The sequence below is a fragment of the Humibacillus sp. DSM 29435 genome (assembly GCF_001758225.1).
Taxonomy (GTDB): Bacteria; Actinomycetota; Actinomycetes; order Actinomycetales; family Dermatophilaceae; genus DSM-29435.
Genome location: NZ_MAST01000017.1, coordinates 26,389 through 41,033, shown reverse-complemented (window position 1 = coordinate 41,033; position 14,645 = coordinate 26,389). Strand labels below are relative to the sequence as shown.

Genomic DNA, 14,645 nt, shown 5'->3' with positions numbered 1-14,645 from the left:
CTCTACCTGCGAAGTGCCCTCCGAAACGAAGTGCTGAACCCTAGATAAGTCCCGTATCTCCTTGCGTGACAGGCACTTTCGCGCGTCCGGGACCGGTTTTAGATCACGACACGTGAACGATCCGGGCTTGATTGAAGCGTCCCGTAACCCTGAGTGTTCATGAGGCCTCGTTTATTCGCTGATCGGAGTTTGCCGATCGAAATCTCCCTGCCTCGGCGAACATTGCCGCCGAGGCAGGGTGATTACAGCCTCAGCGGCACCAGCTCACGCAGTTCGAGTTCGCGCACGGAGCCCGCTGCTACGCTCACGAGCGGCCGCCCAGACGGCGGTCCCGAAGCATCAGGAAGCACCCAGTGGTGGCGTCGACACCGCTGCTACTCGACACAAAGGGGATTGACATGGGAGTGAGCCTCTCCAAGGGCGGGAACGTCTCGCTGACGAAGCAGGCCGGGGCAGCCGGTCTCACCGCGGTCACCGTGGGCCTGGGCTGGGACGTGCGCAGCACGACGGGCACCGACTTCGATCTCGACGCGTCCGCGATCGGCGTCAAGGCAGATGGCCATGTGGCCTCGGACAAGCACTTCGTCTACTTCAACAACCTCACCTCACCGGACGGCTCCATCGAGCACACCGGCGACAACCTCACCGGTGAGGGCGAGGGTGACGATGAGGCGATCAAGGTCAACCTGGCGGCGGTGCCGGCCGAGATCGACAAGATCGTCTTCCCGGTATCCATCTACGACGCTGAGACGCGCAGCCAGAGCTTCGGCCAGGTCCGGAACGCGTTCATCCGCGTGATCAACCAGACCGACCAGACCGAACTGGCCCGCTACGACCTGTCCGAGGACGCCTCCACCGAGACCGCGATGGTGTTCGGCGAGCTGTACCGCAACAGCGCCGAATGGAAGTTCCGCGCTGTCGGCCAGGGGTACGCCTCCGGCCTAGCCGGCATCGCGAAGGACTTCGGCGTCAACATCGGCTGACGCGCACTTTGAGCGGTGGCCCGTCGCCTCCGGACGGGCCACCGTCTTGCCTGCTTTCAACCCTTGCTGCATGGCTCAGGCGGATCCGCCCCCATCGCAGCAGCGCCATATGAGGTAGGAAGGTGTTGACTGCGCTGCTTTGGCTGACAGTAAGAGAGCGAAGTGAAGCCCGGATGATCGGGTACGTACGATGTGGCATCTTTAGGCGAAACACCCCACCTAATGCCGAGACTCGGCTATGGTGCGCCAGACGGTGCCTGTGTTCGCGCCGGGGAAACGGCAGGGCTGCTCGGGCCTGCAATAGGAAGGAACTCACCAATGTCTGTAAGCCTGTCCAAGGGCGGAAACGTCAGCCTGACCAAGATGGCCCCGAGCATGACCGCCGTCACCGTTGGGCTCGGCTGGGACGAGCGCACCACGTCTGGGGCCCAGTTCGACCTCGACGCCAGCGCACTGATGTGCACTGCAGCCGGCAAGGTCGTCGACGACCAACACTTCATCTTTTTTAACAACCTCACCTCCCCAGACGGCTCCGTCGAGCATACTGGTGACAATCTCGATGGCCAGGGCGACGGGGATGACGAGTCCATCCACGTCAACCTCGTATCCGTGCCCGGCAACGTCGACAAAATTGCTTTCCCCGTCTCGATCTACGACGCGCAGGCCCGCGGGCAGTCGTTCGGGCAGGTTATGAACGCGTTCATCCGCGTCGTCGACCGCGCCAACGGTTCAGAGCTCGCCCGATATGACTTGACCGAAGACGCCTCTACCGAGACGGCCATGATCTTTGGCGAGCTATACCGGCACGGCGGCGAATGGAAGTTCCGCGCCGTTGGCCAGGGGTACGCGTCCGGACTGGCAGGCATCGCGCGTGACTACGGGGTCAACGTCGGCTGAAAAGCTCATGGGCGCCACCGAAAAGGTAACCGGGCACGTAGCTCTCGGTGTCTATCTCTCACTTGCAACCCACAGACAGAAGTGACTCACGTGATTATCAAGACTTTCGGATGGTCATTTGCCGTGACCGCCGTCGCTCTCGTCGGATCGCTTGTTCTGGGCGGTCCAACAGCGCTCGCGCTGGTGGCCATTCTGTGTGTCCTCGAGATTTCTCTCAGTTTTGACAACGCGGTCGTGAACGCGACCATTCTCGAGAAGATGAACGCCTTCTGGCAGAAGATGTTCCTCACCGTCGGCATCCTCATCGCGGTGTTCGGCATGCGGCTGCTGTTCCCGCTGTTGATCGTTGCAGCAACGGCCCACCTGAACCCAGTCGAGGCGGTCAGCCTTGCCCGTGAAGGCGGCGCGGTCACCGAGCCCGGCACGTACGCGTACCTGCTGCACGAAGCGCACCCGTCCATTGCGGCGTTCGGTGGCATGTTCCTCTTCATGCTCTTCCTCGACTTCTTTTTTGAAGACCGCGACATCCGGTGGCTGCACTGGCTCGAGAGCCCCCTGGCCAGGGTCGGCAAGCTCGACCAGCTCTCTGTCGTCGTCGCGCTCGTCGTGCTCGTGCTCGGCGCCGAGTTCCTCGCCAAGGATGCCGGCGCCGTCATGATCGCCGGAGGCCTCGGCATCGTGACCTACCTGCTCGTCAACGGCCTCGGGGAGTTGTTCCAGAACGCTGGCGAGGAAGCCGAGGTTGGGGTCGAAGGACGCGGTGGCCCTCCGCAGGTCCTCAAGGCCTCCGGCAAGGCCGCGTTCTTCCTCTTCATGTACCTCGAGGTCCTTGACGCGTCCTTCTCTTTCGACGGCGTCATCGGCGCGTTCGCCATCACGCAGGACATCTTCATCATCGCGGTCGGCCTCGGTGTCGGCGCCATGTACATCCGGTCCATGACCGTATACCTCATCCGCAAGGGCACCCTAAAGTCGTACGTGTTCCTCGAGCACGGCGCGTTCTGGGCCATCGGTGCACTGGCCGTCATCCTGCTCGTCAGCATCAAGCATGAGGTGCCCGAGGTCGTCACCGGCCTCATCGGCGTCGGCTTCATCGGCGCCGCATTTATCTCCTCGATCGTGCGCAACCGTCGACACCCCGAACTCGCCGAGGAGGTCCACGCCGGCCACCACGATGCCGACACCGAGCACGCTCAGGACACCGGAAGCTCGCCACCCAGCATCGCCACGTCCCCGCGCATTTAGGCACGACCCAAGCGGAGTCAGAGTGCGGCTCCTGATCCGGGCGGAAAGATCCGGGTCCACCACAGGTGGACTCGCGCACGACCAGCACCAAGCAGCACTCATCCATCCGTACAGGACCACCGGAGGCACCGATGCCGATCGACTACACCAAGCGTCCGGCCACGCCGCAGTCTTCCGCACCACCCACGCCACAACCGGTCGCGCCACAGCCGTCCACCGGCCCGGTCAAGTTGACCAAGAGCTTACCGAATGTGTCCCTGACCAAGCGGGGCCAGGCCACCGGCCAGCTGCGTGTCAACCTCAACTGGAACGCCCGTCCGCCTGGCGCGGCCCAGGGTGGCGGGTTCCTCAAGCGTCTCGCTGCCGCCGGGACATCCAGCAGCATCGACCTGGACCTCGGATGCCTCTACGAGTTGACCGACGGGTCCAAGGGTGTCGTCCAAGCCCTCGGCAACGCCTTCCGCAACCCTGAGGCGGGCAACCCTGTCGTCTGGCTCGACGGTGACGACCGGTCCGGCACGAACAGCGCCGGCGAGAACCTCTTCGTCGACCTGAGCCAGCTTCACCGGATCCGACGCATCCTCGTGTTCGCCTTCATCTACGAGGGCGCCCCGAACTGGGCCGCCGCCGATGGTGTCGTGACGCTCTTCCCCGCGCATGGACCGACCATCGAGGTCCGTCTCGACGAGGCGCGCGGCGGCGCTGGCATGTGCGGAATTGCGATGATTCAGAACCGCGGCGGGGAGCTGTCGGTTAACCGTGAGGTCAACTACGTCAGCGGTCACGACAAGCTCGACCGCGCTTACGACTGGAACCTTAGCTGGACCGCAGGCCGCAAGTAGCAGGCGCGTCTCTGCCCGAACATCAGAACCTTAAGTCGCCACCACAACGCTCGATAGGGAGAAGATCAGCATGAGTGTCAGCCTCAGCAAGGGACAGAAAGTTTCACTGACGAAGGCCGGCGGACAGACCTTGACACGGGTCCGCATGGGACTCGGCTGGGACGCCGTGAAGAAGAAGGGCCTCTTTGGCGGCCTGAAGTCCCAGACGATCGACCTGGACGCGTCCTGTCTGCTCTTCGACGCCTCCGGCAAGCTCGTGGACCAGGTGTGGTTCCAGCAACTGCGCAGCGCAGACGGCTCCATCCAGCACACCGGAGACAACCAGACCGGCGACGGCGACGGCGACGACGAGTCGATCACCGTCGACCTGACCCGCGTCCCAAGCCACGTGAACACGCTCGTCTTCACGGTGAACTCGTTCACAGGGCAGGACTTCTCACAGATCGAGAACGCGTTCTGCCGTGTCGTCGACGAGGCTTCCGGTGGAACAGAAATTGCGCGCTACGACCTTACCGGGTCCGGGCGTCACAACGCTCAGGTGATGGCGAAGGTCAGCCGTGAGGGGGCCGGCTGGGCGATGACCGCCATCGGCGCTCCCGCGTCCGGACGGACGTTCCGCGACCTACTCCCGGCTATCGGTCAACACCTGTGAAAGGGACCGTCCAGGACGCAGCGAATCCCGCCGCGGAGGTGGACGTCTCTAGGGCCTCCGCCACCGACCTCACGCCACCGACCTAGACGCTGGTGAAGGCCCTCAACAGCGCGAACTTGAGCGTCATGCTGCTTGGAGAACGCAGTTGCGCCTATCTCGCGCGGGCCTTGCCGAGTTCACCGGCATTGCTGCGGAGCTCTTTGACCTCTGATATGAATGGGGTCTTCGGTGAATGCGGGGTTTTCGGATCGCAATTCAGTGATCATCAGCACCAAGGGGAGTCTACGTGAGTTCGCAGCCACCGTTCGGCGGCCCGGCCATGCCGGCCCAAGGCCCCCCGTCCATGCCCGGCATGCCAGGGGGTTTTCCAGGTATGCCCGGAATGCCGGGTGGGTTTCCAGCCGCGCCTAGCGGGATGCCCGGTGGTAGCCAGCTGCAGCCTCCACCGCCTCACGTCGACACTCCGGCCCCGGACCGCGGCGATGTAGACCTTCCCGGAAACGGCCCGGGGCCGAATGCTGCCCCGTCTTTCAACGCAGAGCAGCCGGCGCTCGATGCGCCCATCAAGACCCCGGTCCGGTGGTTGGTCGCCGCCGCCGGTCTCGTCCTCGCGAGCGGAGTCGTATCGATCGTCGCGTTGGCGACCGGCCGCGGAGCGACCATGGGTGCCCTCGCATGGCTCGTCGGCGGTCCTCTTGCGATCGGTGCGGTCGCCATGTTCTTTTCGGCAGACGCCAAGGCCCGCCAAAACGCCTGGTACGCCGGTGCCAGCGGCGGCGACCTCGCCCGGCGCCTCGTCATCGGGGGTGCGTTGGCGGTGGTCACTCTGGCGGCGTACCTCATCGCCAACGACGTCGCCCGGGGCCGGTGGTCTTGATGCCTCGACGTGGGATCGCGGCCATCGCCGTCGTGGGGGCACTGCTCATCAGCGCGTTGGGAAACTCGGGCCTTCCCGCGACCGCTGCCGCCGCGCCGGAGCGGGCTATCGCCTCTGCCGCCAGCGCAACCCCTGAAGCAGTTCAGAGATTCGGTGCCTGCCTGGCGGGAGGAGGGCAGGGGCACCTCCTCCTCCTGATCGACCGGTCTGGGTCGCTCAAGGGTACTGACCCGAAGAACGCCCGAGTCACCGCTGCGGGGCACCTCGTCAAGCAGATGGCGAGTCTTGCCTCTCGGAGCAACCTGACCCTCGAGATCGCCGTCGCCGGGTTCGACACGGGGTACGAGAAGGTCACGGACTGGACTCCGGTGGTAAGTGGCCGCAACGCCCTCCTCCAGTCGCTCGACCGGTTCGCCGCACGGAACCAAGGTGTCGACACCGACTACTGGAACGCGATGACCGGGGCGCGCCGCGAGCTGGCGGGCCGAGGCGCGGGCAAGCAAGGGCGCTGCTCCGCAATTGTGCTGTTCACTGACGGCGAGTACTCGCTGACCACCCGTGGCGGGAACCACCCGAGCATAGCTGACCTTGGCGGGCCCAAACCTTACGACCGCAACAACGATCTTTCGACGGATGCCAACGTGGCCGCCGCGATCGGGGCCGGCGAGCAGGACATCTGTCGTGCTGGAGGTGTCGCGGATCAGATACGGTCCCAAGACATCATCACGTTTGGTATCGGTCTGTCGAGCGACAGGAAGCCCGACTTTGGGTTCTTGCGAAAAATGACAACCGGCGAGGGAGGGTGCGGCAAGATCGTCCAGCCCGTCTCGGGAGCGTTCATCGAAGCCGCGAACATTCGGGACCTCTTCTTCGGGTTCGACCAGATCGCCGGCGGAGACACCCCGGCGGTCGTGCAGAGGGGCGGGGTGTGCGGTGCGACGGCATGCCCTCAGGGCACGCACTCCTTCGTCCTTGATTCGTCCATCAGCAAGATCCACGCTCTGGCGGACAGCGATGCGGACGGAAGCTCCATCACGTTGGTCGACCCCGCTGGCGGTAGGCTCAACTTGGCACGAGGCGCCAGTGGATCGGGCAGTCTTCCAGGTGGGAAGGTGACCTGGCAGTGGCTCGGCGATGCGTCGGTTTCCGTCGATGTGGAGCGTACTGCCGACACGGCATGGACTGGGCAATGGAGTCTGCGCTTCTCTGCGCCCAATCCGGCTGGCAAGACATCTCGGTCCAGTCTGCGCATCTTCGGCGACCTCCTACCAAAGTGGCCGGCGTCCACGAGCACAGTTCTACGCGCGGGAGAGGTTCTCAAAGACGTCACATTCCAACTGGTACACGTCGACGGTTCCCCCGTGGATCCGGCCAGACTTTCCCCGAGGACGACGCTCACCGCGAGCCTCGTGCTGGCGGATGGCACGAGCCTTCCGGTGGCGACCGGTTTGAGCGGCTCCTCAATCGCAGCCCCCCAGACCATTGACCTCACCGGGGTCGACCCCGGCAGCGCTACCCTTCGGTTAGCACTAGCGGTTACGACCAAGGATTGGGCTTCGCTGGGTCGGTCCGTTCCGGGCACAGTCCTTGAACCTCAAGTCAACGACATTTCGGTGGATATCCGCACCCCCGCCAACTATCCGTCGCTGGCGAAGAGCGTGGACTTTGGTACCATCACGGAGGCGGGCCAGGTGTCTGGTTCCGTGGCCGTCACCGGTAAAGGTTGTGTGTGGCTCGACGGCGCGCCCACCGTGACGACGTCCCCGGCCGATGCTCCTGGGATTGGGATCACCTCGACGGCGACGAATAAGGCCAACTGCGTGAGCGGCTCGTTGCCGCTGAGTTTTTCCAGCGACGACGTGGGGGACGGGCTTGTCTCGGGGTCTGCGACGGTGATGGTGCTACCACAAGACCGGACCGCATCTCCAGTCAAGGTTTCGGTCACTTTTACCGCGGACATGCAGCGCCCCATCAATCCGTGGTACTTCCTGCTCGCATTAGTAGGGCTGACCCTGCTCGGCGTCGCCGTTCCCGTGGCACTTTTATACCTCGCCAAGTTCGTGACAGCCAAGATCCCCGGTACCAGCCTGTCCGCCGGCAGCGTGCGTGGCGAGGTCTCCGCCGGAAGCGGTAGCTTCCTCGACGCAGGATGCTCGCTGACGCCGCAGCAGCTCCTGAGCCAACCACTCCCGCAGGGCGGGTCGCGGAGGGTGAGCATCGATGGTAAGACGCTGATGACCAAAGCCGGGCTCGGGCTGACCGAGCCCGGGTACGTGCGGGTCGAGCACCCAGGTCGTATCTCGGCTGCTGGGCCCACCGGCGCTCAGAGCAAGGGTCACGCCAGGCTCCCGCTCGCCGTTCAGAACCAGTGGTGCGTCGCCCTCGACCCGACCAACCCGCGCGGCGGGGAAGTCGAGGTGACCTTCTTCACGGTGACGGGGGCACCAGGCTGGGATACCCTTGTCAGTGGTGCGCGCCGGGCCCTTCCCGAGGTTGTTCGCGGGCTGCGCAGTCAAATCCCGGAGTCCACGCCGGATGCTGGCGACGACACAGGGATTCCCGCAGACCCGTGGGCGTCGAGCCGAGTCCCGGCAGGGACGGGCGCCGACCCCTGGGCTCAGCCTGCCAACCCGAACGGTCCTGTCTTCGGTGCGCCGATCGGGGGTGTGCCCGCTGCCCCCGTCGGCGCGCCGCCTGTGCCTGGAGTGCCACCAGTCACGGCACCGCTCGACCCCTGGGGCGGGGCACCTGTAGCCGCCCCACGCCAGGGAGACCCCGACCCTGACTCCTCGCCCCAGCCTCCGTCGGGCTGGTGATGATGCTGGCCACACGGCTCGGCCCGTTCCGGTGTGCAGCCCTGCCCCACCGCCCATCACTGACCGTACGTTCCTGCTGAAAGGTAGTTGTCATGCGTAAGTTCCTCGTCGTGGGATGTGGTGGATCCGGGGGAAAGACCCTGAGGCTGCTCATCGACCAGATTCGTGCCGACTTCCGGGCCAACCCGTCCCTGCGCGGCGCCGACCTCCCGGCAGCGTGGCAGTTCGTCCACATCGACGTCCCTGTCGATCCTGATCGGGAGCCGACGCGCTTGGGGAGCATCCGAGACCTCGGGGGAACTTATGTCTCTTTCAGCTCGCCACAGAACACGTACGAGGCGACCAGCCTCAATGTGGAGTCACAGCTCCGTTCACGCTCGCTGGCTCCACTCGTAGGCTGGGCCCCGAAGGACCGGCCGGCTGCGAACACGGTGCCGGTCACGAGTGGTGCGGGCCAGTACCGAGCCATCGGTCGAATGCTCACCCTTCCCCGGTTGGCTGCGCTGAGAACTACCCTCCTCGAGGCGCAGTCGAAGATCGTCGGTCCCACCGCCTGGGGGTCCATTCCCACGTCGGAGCAGGGGAGTGACGTCATCATCCCGATCGTCGTCGCCTCCATGGCCGGTGGATCTGGTGCCTCGATGTTCCTCGACGTCTGTCGGCTGCTCGGCACCCTTCCCGGCATCAACGCCGCCAACATCGGGTGCCTGCTCTACACTGCGGACGTCTTCGGTGAGCTCCCGGACGGCAGGCGAGCCAATGTGGAGGGCAACGCGATGGCGGCCATCAGTGAGGTCATCGCTGCCGTATCCGGGTTGAGCGACGAGGCGGACAAGGAACTCCTTGGCGCACTGGGGCTTCCGACCTTCATGGGCGACGAGCCGGCCTTTGCTCGAGTAATCCCGATCGGACGACGGATCGGGGGAGCCGGAGCCTTTTTCGGCGACGGGACTGCCGACGGCGTCTACCGGGGTGTGGCCCGCGCGCTGGCCGGCATTATGACGTCGGAGAGAGCCAGCCAGCAGTACCTAGACTCTTTCCTGGGCAACCCGACCCCGATGCCCACGGATCAGGAACTCTTCGGATGGAAGATCGGGGACGCGCAGCTGCCGTTCGGGTCCCTGGGGTTCGCGAGCCTCAGTCTGGGGCGCGACCGCTACCTCGACTACGCAGCCCAGCGCCTCTCGCGGGCCGCGGTGGACCACCTGCGATCGGGTCATCTGAGCCCGACGAGCCAGCTGCCGTCACTCGACCAGCTGCGGCTGCTCATGGACAACCAGTGGGGCGCGAGCATGCAACACATGGGCTTGCCTCAGCTCGGCCAGCCGGCCTTGGTGTGGTTCCAAAGTGTCGCCTACCCGTCGGGCGCACTCCAGGCCGCCGCTGGTGAGGCTGCGGCTCAGGCGGCAACGACGATGGCGAACACCGGCGCGGCGCCGGCGGCGGCGTGGCTCGCGACGGCCCAGGCCGCCGTGGGGATGGCCCGGCCGCAGGTCGTCGCCCAAATCCAACGATTCGCCTACTCGTGGGCGGAGGGCTGGGCCGGCACGCTCGAGGGAGCGGCCAAGGCCGAGTTCGTCCGCGCGACCTCGGACTTCGGGTTGCCGTACGCCCGTGAGCTCATGACCCGGGTGGCGCGGCAGTGCGATGCCCTCATCGACGAGCTCTCGAGCGCTGGTCAGACCGCGGACGCCACCGACCCGCTCGCGGTCGACACCTCGCTCGTGATTCAGGCGACCGCCCTCGGCAAGCAGGTGGTGAACGGTGCCCACGCTCTGGGGCAGACCTTCACCGGGTCGCTCAACCGCTCCTGCGAGGACCGGCTCCGCCGTGAGGCCGCCAGGTATGCGGCGGCGGTGCTGCGCTCCTACGTCAGCGAGGTGCTGCGCGGTCTCCAGGGCACAGCCAATGAGTCGCTGAAGATCCTCGAGGCGGAGGTCAGCAGGACAGCCGCAGGTGCCGGGCTGGCCCAACTGCATTCCGTCACCTATGGCGACTGGCCGGACGAGTCAGAGAAGGTCCCCGCGCGCTTCGACCACGCCCAGAACGAGGTGCTCCTCACGACCTCGAGCGACTTCCCCCGGCAATTCCGGGACGACGTCACCGCTGCGCACCGCGCATTGACGTACCCGGAGGGACTCGCGGCGATCCGCTCCGAGATCATCGGCGGTCAGTGGCAGACGGCCGGCCCCGTCGTGACCCACACCGTGCTCGAACAGCGCGGCCACTGGCGCGCTCCAGTGCTCAATCGGTCGGCCCTCGACGGACAGCCGACCCCGCAGGCAACGCCGAGCTACCGCCTCGAAATGACCGCAGCCGGCCTCATCGCCCGGGCTCAGGACCGCCTCTCCGCGCGCGGCGACGTCTTCGAGCGGTTCGCCGGGCAGTCCATCGCACAGTACCTCGGCGATCCGGCGGTGTCTGACTTCGACCGGGAGCAGCGTCAGCAGGACTTCGCAAGGCGATTCATAGAGACGATGGCCCTCGCCCGGCCGGTCGTCGGGGTCGACGCCGCCATGGTGCCGCGGATCCACAGCAACCGCAGTGTCAGGTACGTCTACAGTTTCAGCGAGATCCCGTTCGAGGAGAACGACGAGGTCGCTCGAGCTGTGCGCCAACGGCTCGCCGGTGACGCCGACCTCGAGCCCAGCACCGTGGACAACTTCGGGCGGGCGCTCGCGGGCAGCGACGCGACCACCGGCAAGATCAGCCTTTTCGGCAGCTACGAGAAGGTCAGCCCGCTCTGCTATTCGTCCCTACTTGACCCGATCAAGAATCGCTGGGCCACGGCCGACGCCAGCTATCAACGGTCCCTCTGGCTGTGGAAGCGGGCCCGCCCACTGCACGCCAGCCTCGCGATGTCCCCCGACGAGGCAGTCCGGATCGCCGCCGGGTGGTACCTCGGGCGACTCCTCGGCCTAGTGCGCCAGACCGACCCCAGGGCCCCCGAGGTTAGGGCACCCGAGGGCTGGCTGGCTTTCGGGCCGCTCCTTGAGTCGCGGGAGGTGGCCGCCCAGGGCCCCATGGACTTCCTTGCGTCGGTGCTGATGTCGCACAGCTGGGCCTTGGCCCGGTGCTCCGGCGACCCGCACCTCACCCCGCTGGCCCCCTACGCCGCACTGCGCCGACTCATGGACACCTCCGGCTCGACGCAGATGCCTCCTCAGGTGCGCGATCTCGCGGGCACTCAGCTGCTCGCACAGGCGCTGTGGGGCCGGCAGTTGACCCTGAAGAACGCCCGGCCGGGGGGTGGGGACGCGCCGTTACAGGGCGACGCCTTCGCGGGCATCCTCGCCGAGGCCGAGGGCCGTTCATCTCTGGCAGCGAACCCGACGCCACAGGTGGGTGGCGCGGTGTCCGGTCAGCCCGTTGGCCTGGCCTGGGAGCAGCGGCCCACTCCCCAGGCCCAGGCGGCCCCGCCGTCACCGGTCGAGTCGAAGGCGAAGGCCGTCTCGGACTGGATCGAGAGCCTGCGCGCCTGGTACCGCAGCACCGGCTATGTGCAAGCCGCGCCTGGGTGGGCCTTGACGATCCACACTCGCGACCAGTTGCAGAGCGCTCCATTGTCCATCGAGCTGGCGCCCCTAGCCTTTAAGGCTTTCGACCTGCTGGACGCGTGTCTCGCTGCTGCCCTAGAGGGCCCATTCCATGACCCCATGGGGTCCGGGGGTGCCAAGCCACTGATGGAAGGGCCGGACTTTGTCTGACATCACGATCATCGGTGCTCGTCGAGCCACCCTCCTGCAGATCGAGGCGGTCCTGCGCGATTGGGTGGCACTCGAAATCATCGGTCCGGTCCGGGTCGTCGACGTCGACGCCCTTCAGCGCGATGACGGGCGCATTCCCGCCACCGTCCTCACGGCCACCGGGTCGTCAGTCGAGGTCCTCCAGGACGGCATCACGGCGTCGGTGAACGAGCTGGGGCGGCTCTGCCTGGTCAGCTTCGCCGCAGACGATGACCACGTGGTCACGCAGGCTCAGGCGGTGACGCTTATGGGTGCTCTCATATCGTCTATGCCGCAGGCCTCTAAGGTGCAGGCTCACGTTTACGCGGGCTCCGCCCAGGACAACTGGAGGCGTACCGTCACGCCCCTGCTGGGCTGGCACAACGTCGTCATCTCACCGGAGGACTCCCCGTCGCCGGGCCAGGGATCGTCCCCTCTGTCACCCTCGCACGACGACCCGCGCTGGATCACCCACGTGGTCGGCTCGCTGTGCGCCCTCCTCGGGCTCTGGCAGGGGCAGGCCGGGGGAGTGCTGGACAACCGCCAGGCGCCGGCGGGCGAACAGTTCGTTCCCGTGCGGGTGTATAGTCGCTCGCTCTCCGCGCAGGCGGTCGAGCGGGCCCTCTACGCCCGCCTGCTCGACGTGGGCCAGGCTTACCCAGCGCCCCGGGTAGACAGCACGAGCGCCGTCGTGGCCCCGGATGAGGCGGCGGTTGCGGTCGGCATGGCAGATACGTTGCTCGCCAAGCACAGCGATGTGCTGCCGCACGCACGCGTCTGCGCACCCCCCGTGGCGAAACACAACCTCGACTTCATGATGGCGCTGCGCGAGTTCTTCGGGTTCCTGATCAACACCCTGCGTAACCTTCCACGGCGCACCGCCGAGGAGCTCATCGCGCGGACCAAGCAGGGTGTTGCCCGTGGTGTCGAGAACGTCGTCTTCGGTGGCGCCCAGGATGCCGGTTTCGCGGTAGTCGTCAAGGGGGTCCGTGCCGACGGCTCGCCCGCCTCATGGGCGGACTTTGAGCGCGGCATCGACGCGGTCGTCCAACGCAGCTCGCCCGGCGTCGAGCTGTCGTCGCCCCCGCAGACCCCCGAACTTTGGACCGACTTCGCGGACGCGGGAATGACTCTGCTCGATGCCGGCCGCCGCTCGGGCGACCTGCCTCCGGTGATGCAGGGAGCGCAGCGAGCCATCGTCGCCACCACGTCTCGTGTCGCTCCTGCTCAGGAGGACACCTTCGAGCTTCCACACATGATGGCGGCCTTCCTGCCCGGGTGGACCCTGGAGGTCGCTGACGACATTGGTGCCGGCCGGCTCTCCCAGAAGCTGGACGAGCTCAAGCAAACCAACCCGAGCCTGGCTCACGAGACCAATGCGGAACAGCAGCGGCTACGCAGTTGGCGGGCTCGGGCCACCCAGTCCTACGTTGGGCGACTGGGGGTGCGGCTCGGTGGGGCCCACCGCCAGCTCGTCGACGAGATCGCCGCCCTCGACGCCGGGATCGCGGCGCTGAGCCAGCAGGCCCCTGAGGACGACATCGCGAACGACCAGGAGGCACTCGCCCGACAGATGAAGTACCTCACTCTCGGCTCGTTCGTCGGCCTCGGCCTGTTCGGGGCCCTGACAGGCCTTTCGCGGGTCGCCATGTGGCTGGGCGTGCTGCTAATGGTCGTCACCGTCGTCTCGTGGGTGGTCGGCTGCACCATGCTGTACCTCAAGAAGCAGGGTCGTCTCTATGCTTATCTGCACCGCATCGCTCAGTCGGCCACCGACCTCGAGACCGCCAAGCGGCACCGGCTGGAGGCGCTGGAGGACCTCCGGCGGATCTCGCGGGTTTATCGCCAGTACCTTGACTGGGCCCGCGCCTTCGGCGCCTTTGTCCACGCTCCACTCGGGCGGGCCGTGGATGCTGCCCGGGTCGGCCTGCACGTGGGGCAAGGCCTCCCGCGCTCCATCAGCATCGGTACGGCCATGCCCGCGCCCGACGCGATTGACGAAGTGTCGAACGGGTGGCGGTCCACGCTGTTCGAGGCCGGGTGGCTGGCGGACTGCTGGACGGAGTTCCTGACGGACGTACCGCCCGGCCTCGGCGATCTCAAGTATGCAATTTCCGCCGACGCCGGCGAGCTGCTCGCCGACCGCAACCTCGACGGGCAGGGCCCGACCCTCACCCGGTGGAGCCACGCCGCAGCGCAAGAGGCCGCCTTCCGAGGCCCGTCGCACCGGTTTGTCACCAAAGTCAAGGGCCTCACACTCACCGACGACGCGGCGCGCGCACACCTGCTCTCGGTCGTCGAGGTGCCGGACCGGCACTCGGGGGCGGTCACAACTCAGACGCGCAGCCAGTTCCTCGCAGGCCTGGACCACAACTACCCGCACACGCCAATGCAGTTCCTCGACGGTGCCTTCTCACCGCAGGCCCAGTCGATCACGGTCCGCAACGTGCAGGAGAGCATTCTTCAGGAGCAGTTCGACGGACTGACGCTCGCTACGGTGCTCGTACAGCTCGGTGACGCCCACCCCGTCACCGATCTGCGAGGTACACCTCGTGATGAACGAGACGACGGCCCCGTCGAACCGCAGCACGTTCCGTTCGTCTGACCA

9 protein-coding genes are annotated in these 14,645 nt (G+C 66.3%); all 9 read left to right on the top strand.

Annotated features, from left to right (window positions below):
* Positions 1-398 precede the first annotated feature (398 nt).
* The 9 genes from BA895_RS12635 to BA895_RS12595 all read left to right on the top strand — a co-directional run bounded on the left by BA895_RS12635 (position 399) and on the right by BA895_RS12595 (position 14,642).
* Positions 399-983, top strand: a complete 585-nt coding sequence (locus tag BA895_RS12635; protein ID WP_070192268.1) for a TerD family protein — start codon at positions 399-401, stop codon at positions 981-983.
* Between the two features lie 318 nt (positions 984-1,301).
* Positions 1,302-1,880, top strand: coding sequence for a TerD family protein (locus BA895_RS12630; protein ID WP_070192267.1), 579 nt, complete (start codon positions 1,302-1,304; stop codon positions 1,878-1,880).
* Positions 1,881-1,961: 81 nt separating this feature from the next.
* Positions 1,962-3,125: a DUF475 domain-containing protein gene (locus tag BA895_RS12625; RefSeq protein WP_371327714.1), complete on the top strand. Its 1,164-nt coding sequence runs from the start codon at positions 1,962-1,964 to the stop codon at positions 3,123-3,125.
* A 131-nt stretch (positions 3,126-3,256) separates the two neighbouring features.
* Positions 3,257-3,967 carry a Tellurium resistance gene (locus BA895_RS12620; RefSeq protein ID WP_070192265.1) on the top strand — a complete coding sequence of 237 codons (711 nt, stop codon included), beginning with the start codon at positions 3,257-3,259 and terminating at the stop codon, positions 3,965-3,967.
* Positions 3,968-4,037: 70 nt separating this feature from the next.
* Positions 4,038-4,619 carry a TerD family protein gene (locus BA895_RS12615; protein ID WP_070192264.1) on the top strand — a complete coding sequence of 194 codons (582 nt, stop codon included), beginning with the start codon at positions 4,038-4,040 and terminating at the stop codon, positions 4,617-4,619.
* 661 nt (positions 4,620-5,280) lie between these two features.
* Positions 5,281-5,496 (top strand): hypothetical protein, encoded by a 216-nt coding sequence (locus tag BA895_RS23950; protein ID WP_175442315.1) that lies wholly within the window; start codon positions 5,281-5,283, stop codon positions 5,494-5,496.
* Positions 5,496-8,312, top strand: a complete 2,817-nt coding sequence (locus BA895_RS12605; protein ID WP_175442314.1) for a VWA domain-containing protein — start codon at positions 5,496-5,498, stop codon at positions 8,310-8,312. The genes BA895_RS23950 and BA895_RS12605 overlap by 1 nt, the downstream gene beginning before the upstream one ends.
* A gap of 92 nt (positions 8,313-8,404) precedes the next feature.
* Entirely contained in the window at positions 8,405-12,019 is a 3,615-nt protein-coding gene (locus BA895_RS12600; protein WP_070192261.1) for a tubulin-like doman-containing protein, read from the top strand.
* A complete protein-coding gene (locus tag BA895_RS12595) occupies positions 12,012-14,642 on the top strand; it encodes a hypothetical protein (RefSeq protein WP_070192260.1) in 2,631 nt (876 codons plus the stop codon). The genes BA895_RS12600 and BA895_RS12595 overlap by 8 nt, the downstream gene beginning before the upstream one ends.
* Positions 14,643-14,645: the final 3 nt, after the last annotated feature.

Bases quoted from the DNA above. Each gene is read 5' to 3' on its own strand.
- BA895_RS12605 (WP_175442314.1), top strand. From the start codon at position 5,496: ATGCCTCGACGTGGGATCGCGGCCATCGCCGTCGTGGGGGCACTGCTC.
- BA895_RS23950 (WP_175442315.1), top strand. From the start codon at position 5,281: ATGGGTGCCCTCGCATGGCTCGTCGGCGGTCCTCTTGCGATCGGTGCG.
- BA895_RS12600 (WP_070192261.1), top strand. From the start codon at position 8,405: ATGCGTAAGTTCCTCGTCGTGGGATGTGGTGGATCCGGGGGAAAGACC.
- BA895_RS12630 (WP_070192267.1), top strand. From the start codon at position 1,302: ATGTCTGTAAGCCTGTCCAAGGGCGGAAACGTCAGCCTGACCAAGATG.
- BA895_RS12615 (WP_070192264.1), top strand. From the start codon at position 4,038: ATGAGTGTCAGCCTCAGCAAGGGACAGAAAGTTTCACTGACGAAGGCC.
- BA895_RS12620 (WP_070192265.1), top strand. From the start codon at position 3,257: ATGCCGATCGACTACACCAAGCGTCCGGCCACGCCGCAGTCTTCCGCA.
- BA895_RS12635 (WP_070192268.1), top strand. From the start codon at position 399: ATGGGAGTGAGCCTCTCCAAGGGCGGGAACGTCTCGCTGACGAAGCAG.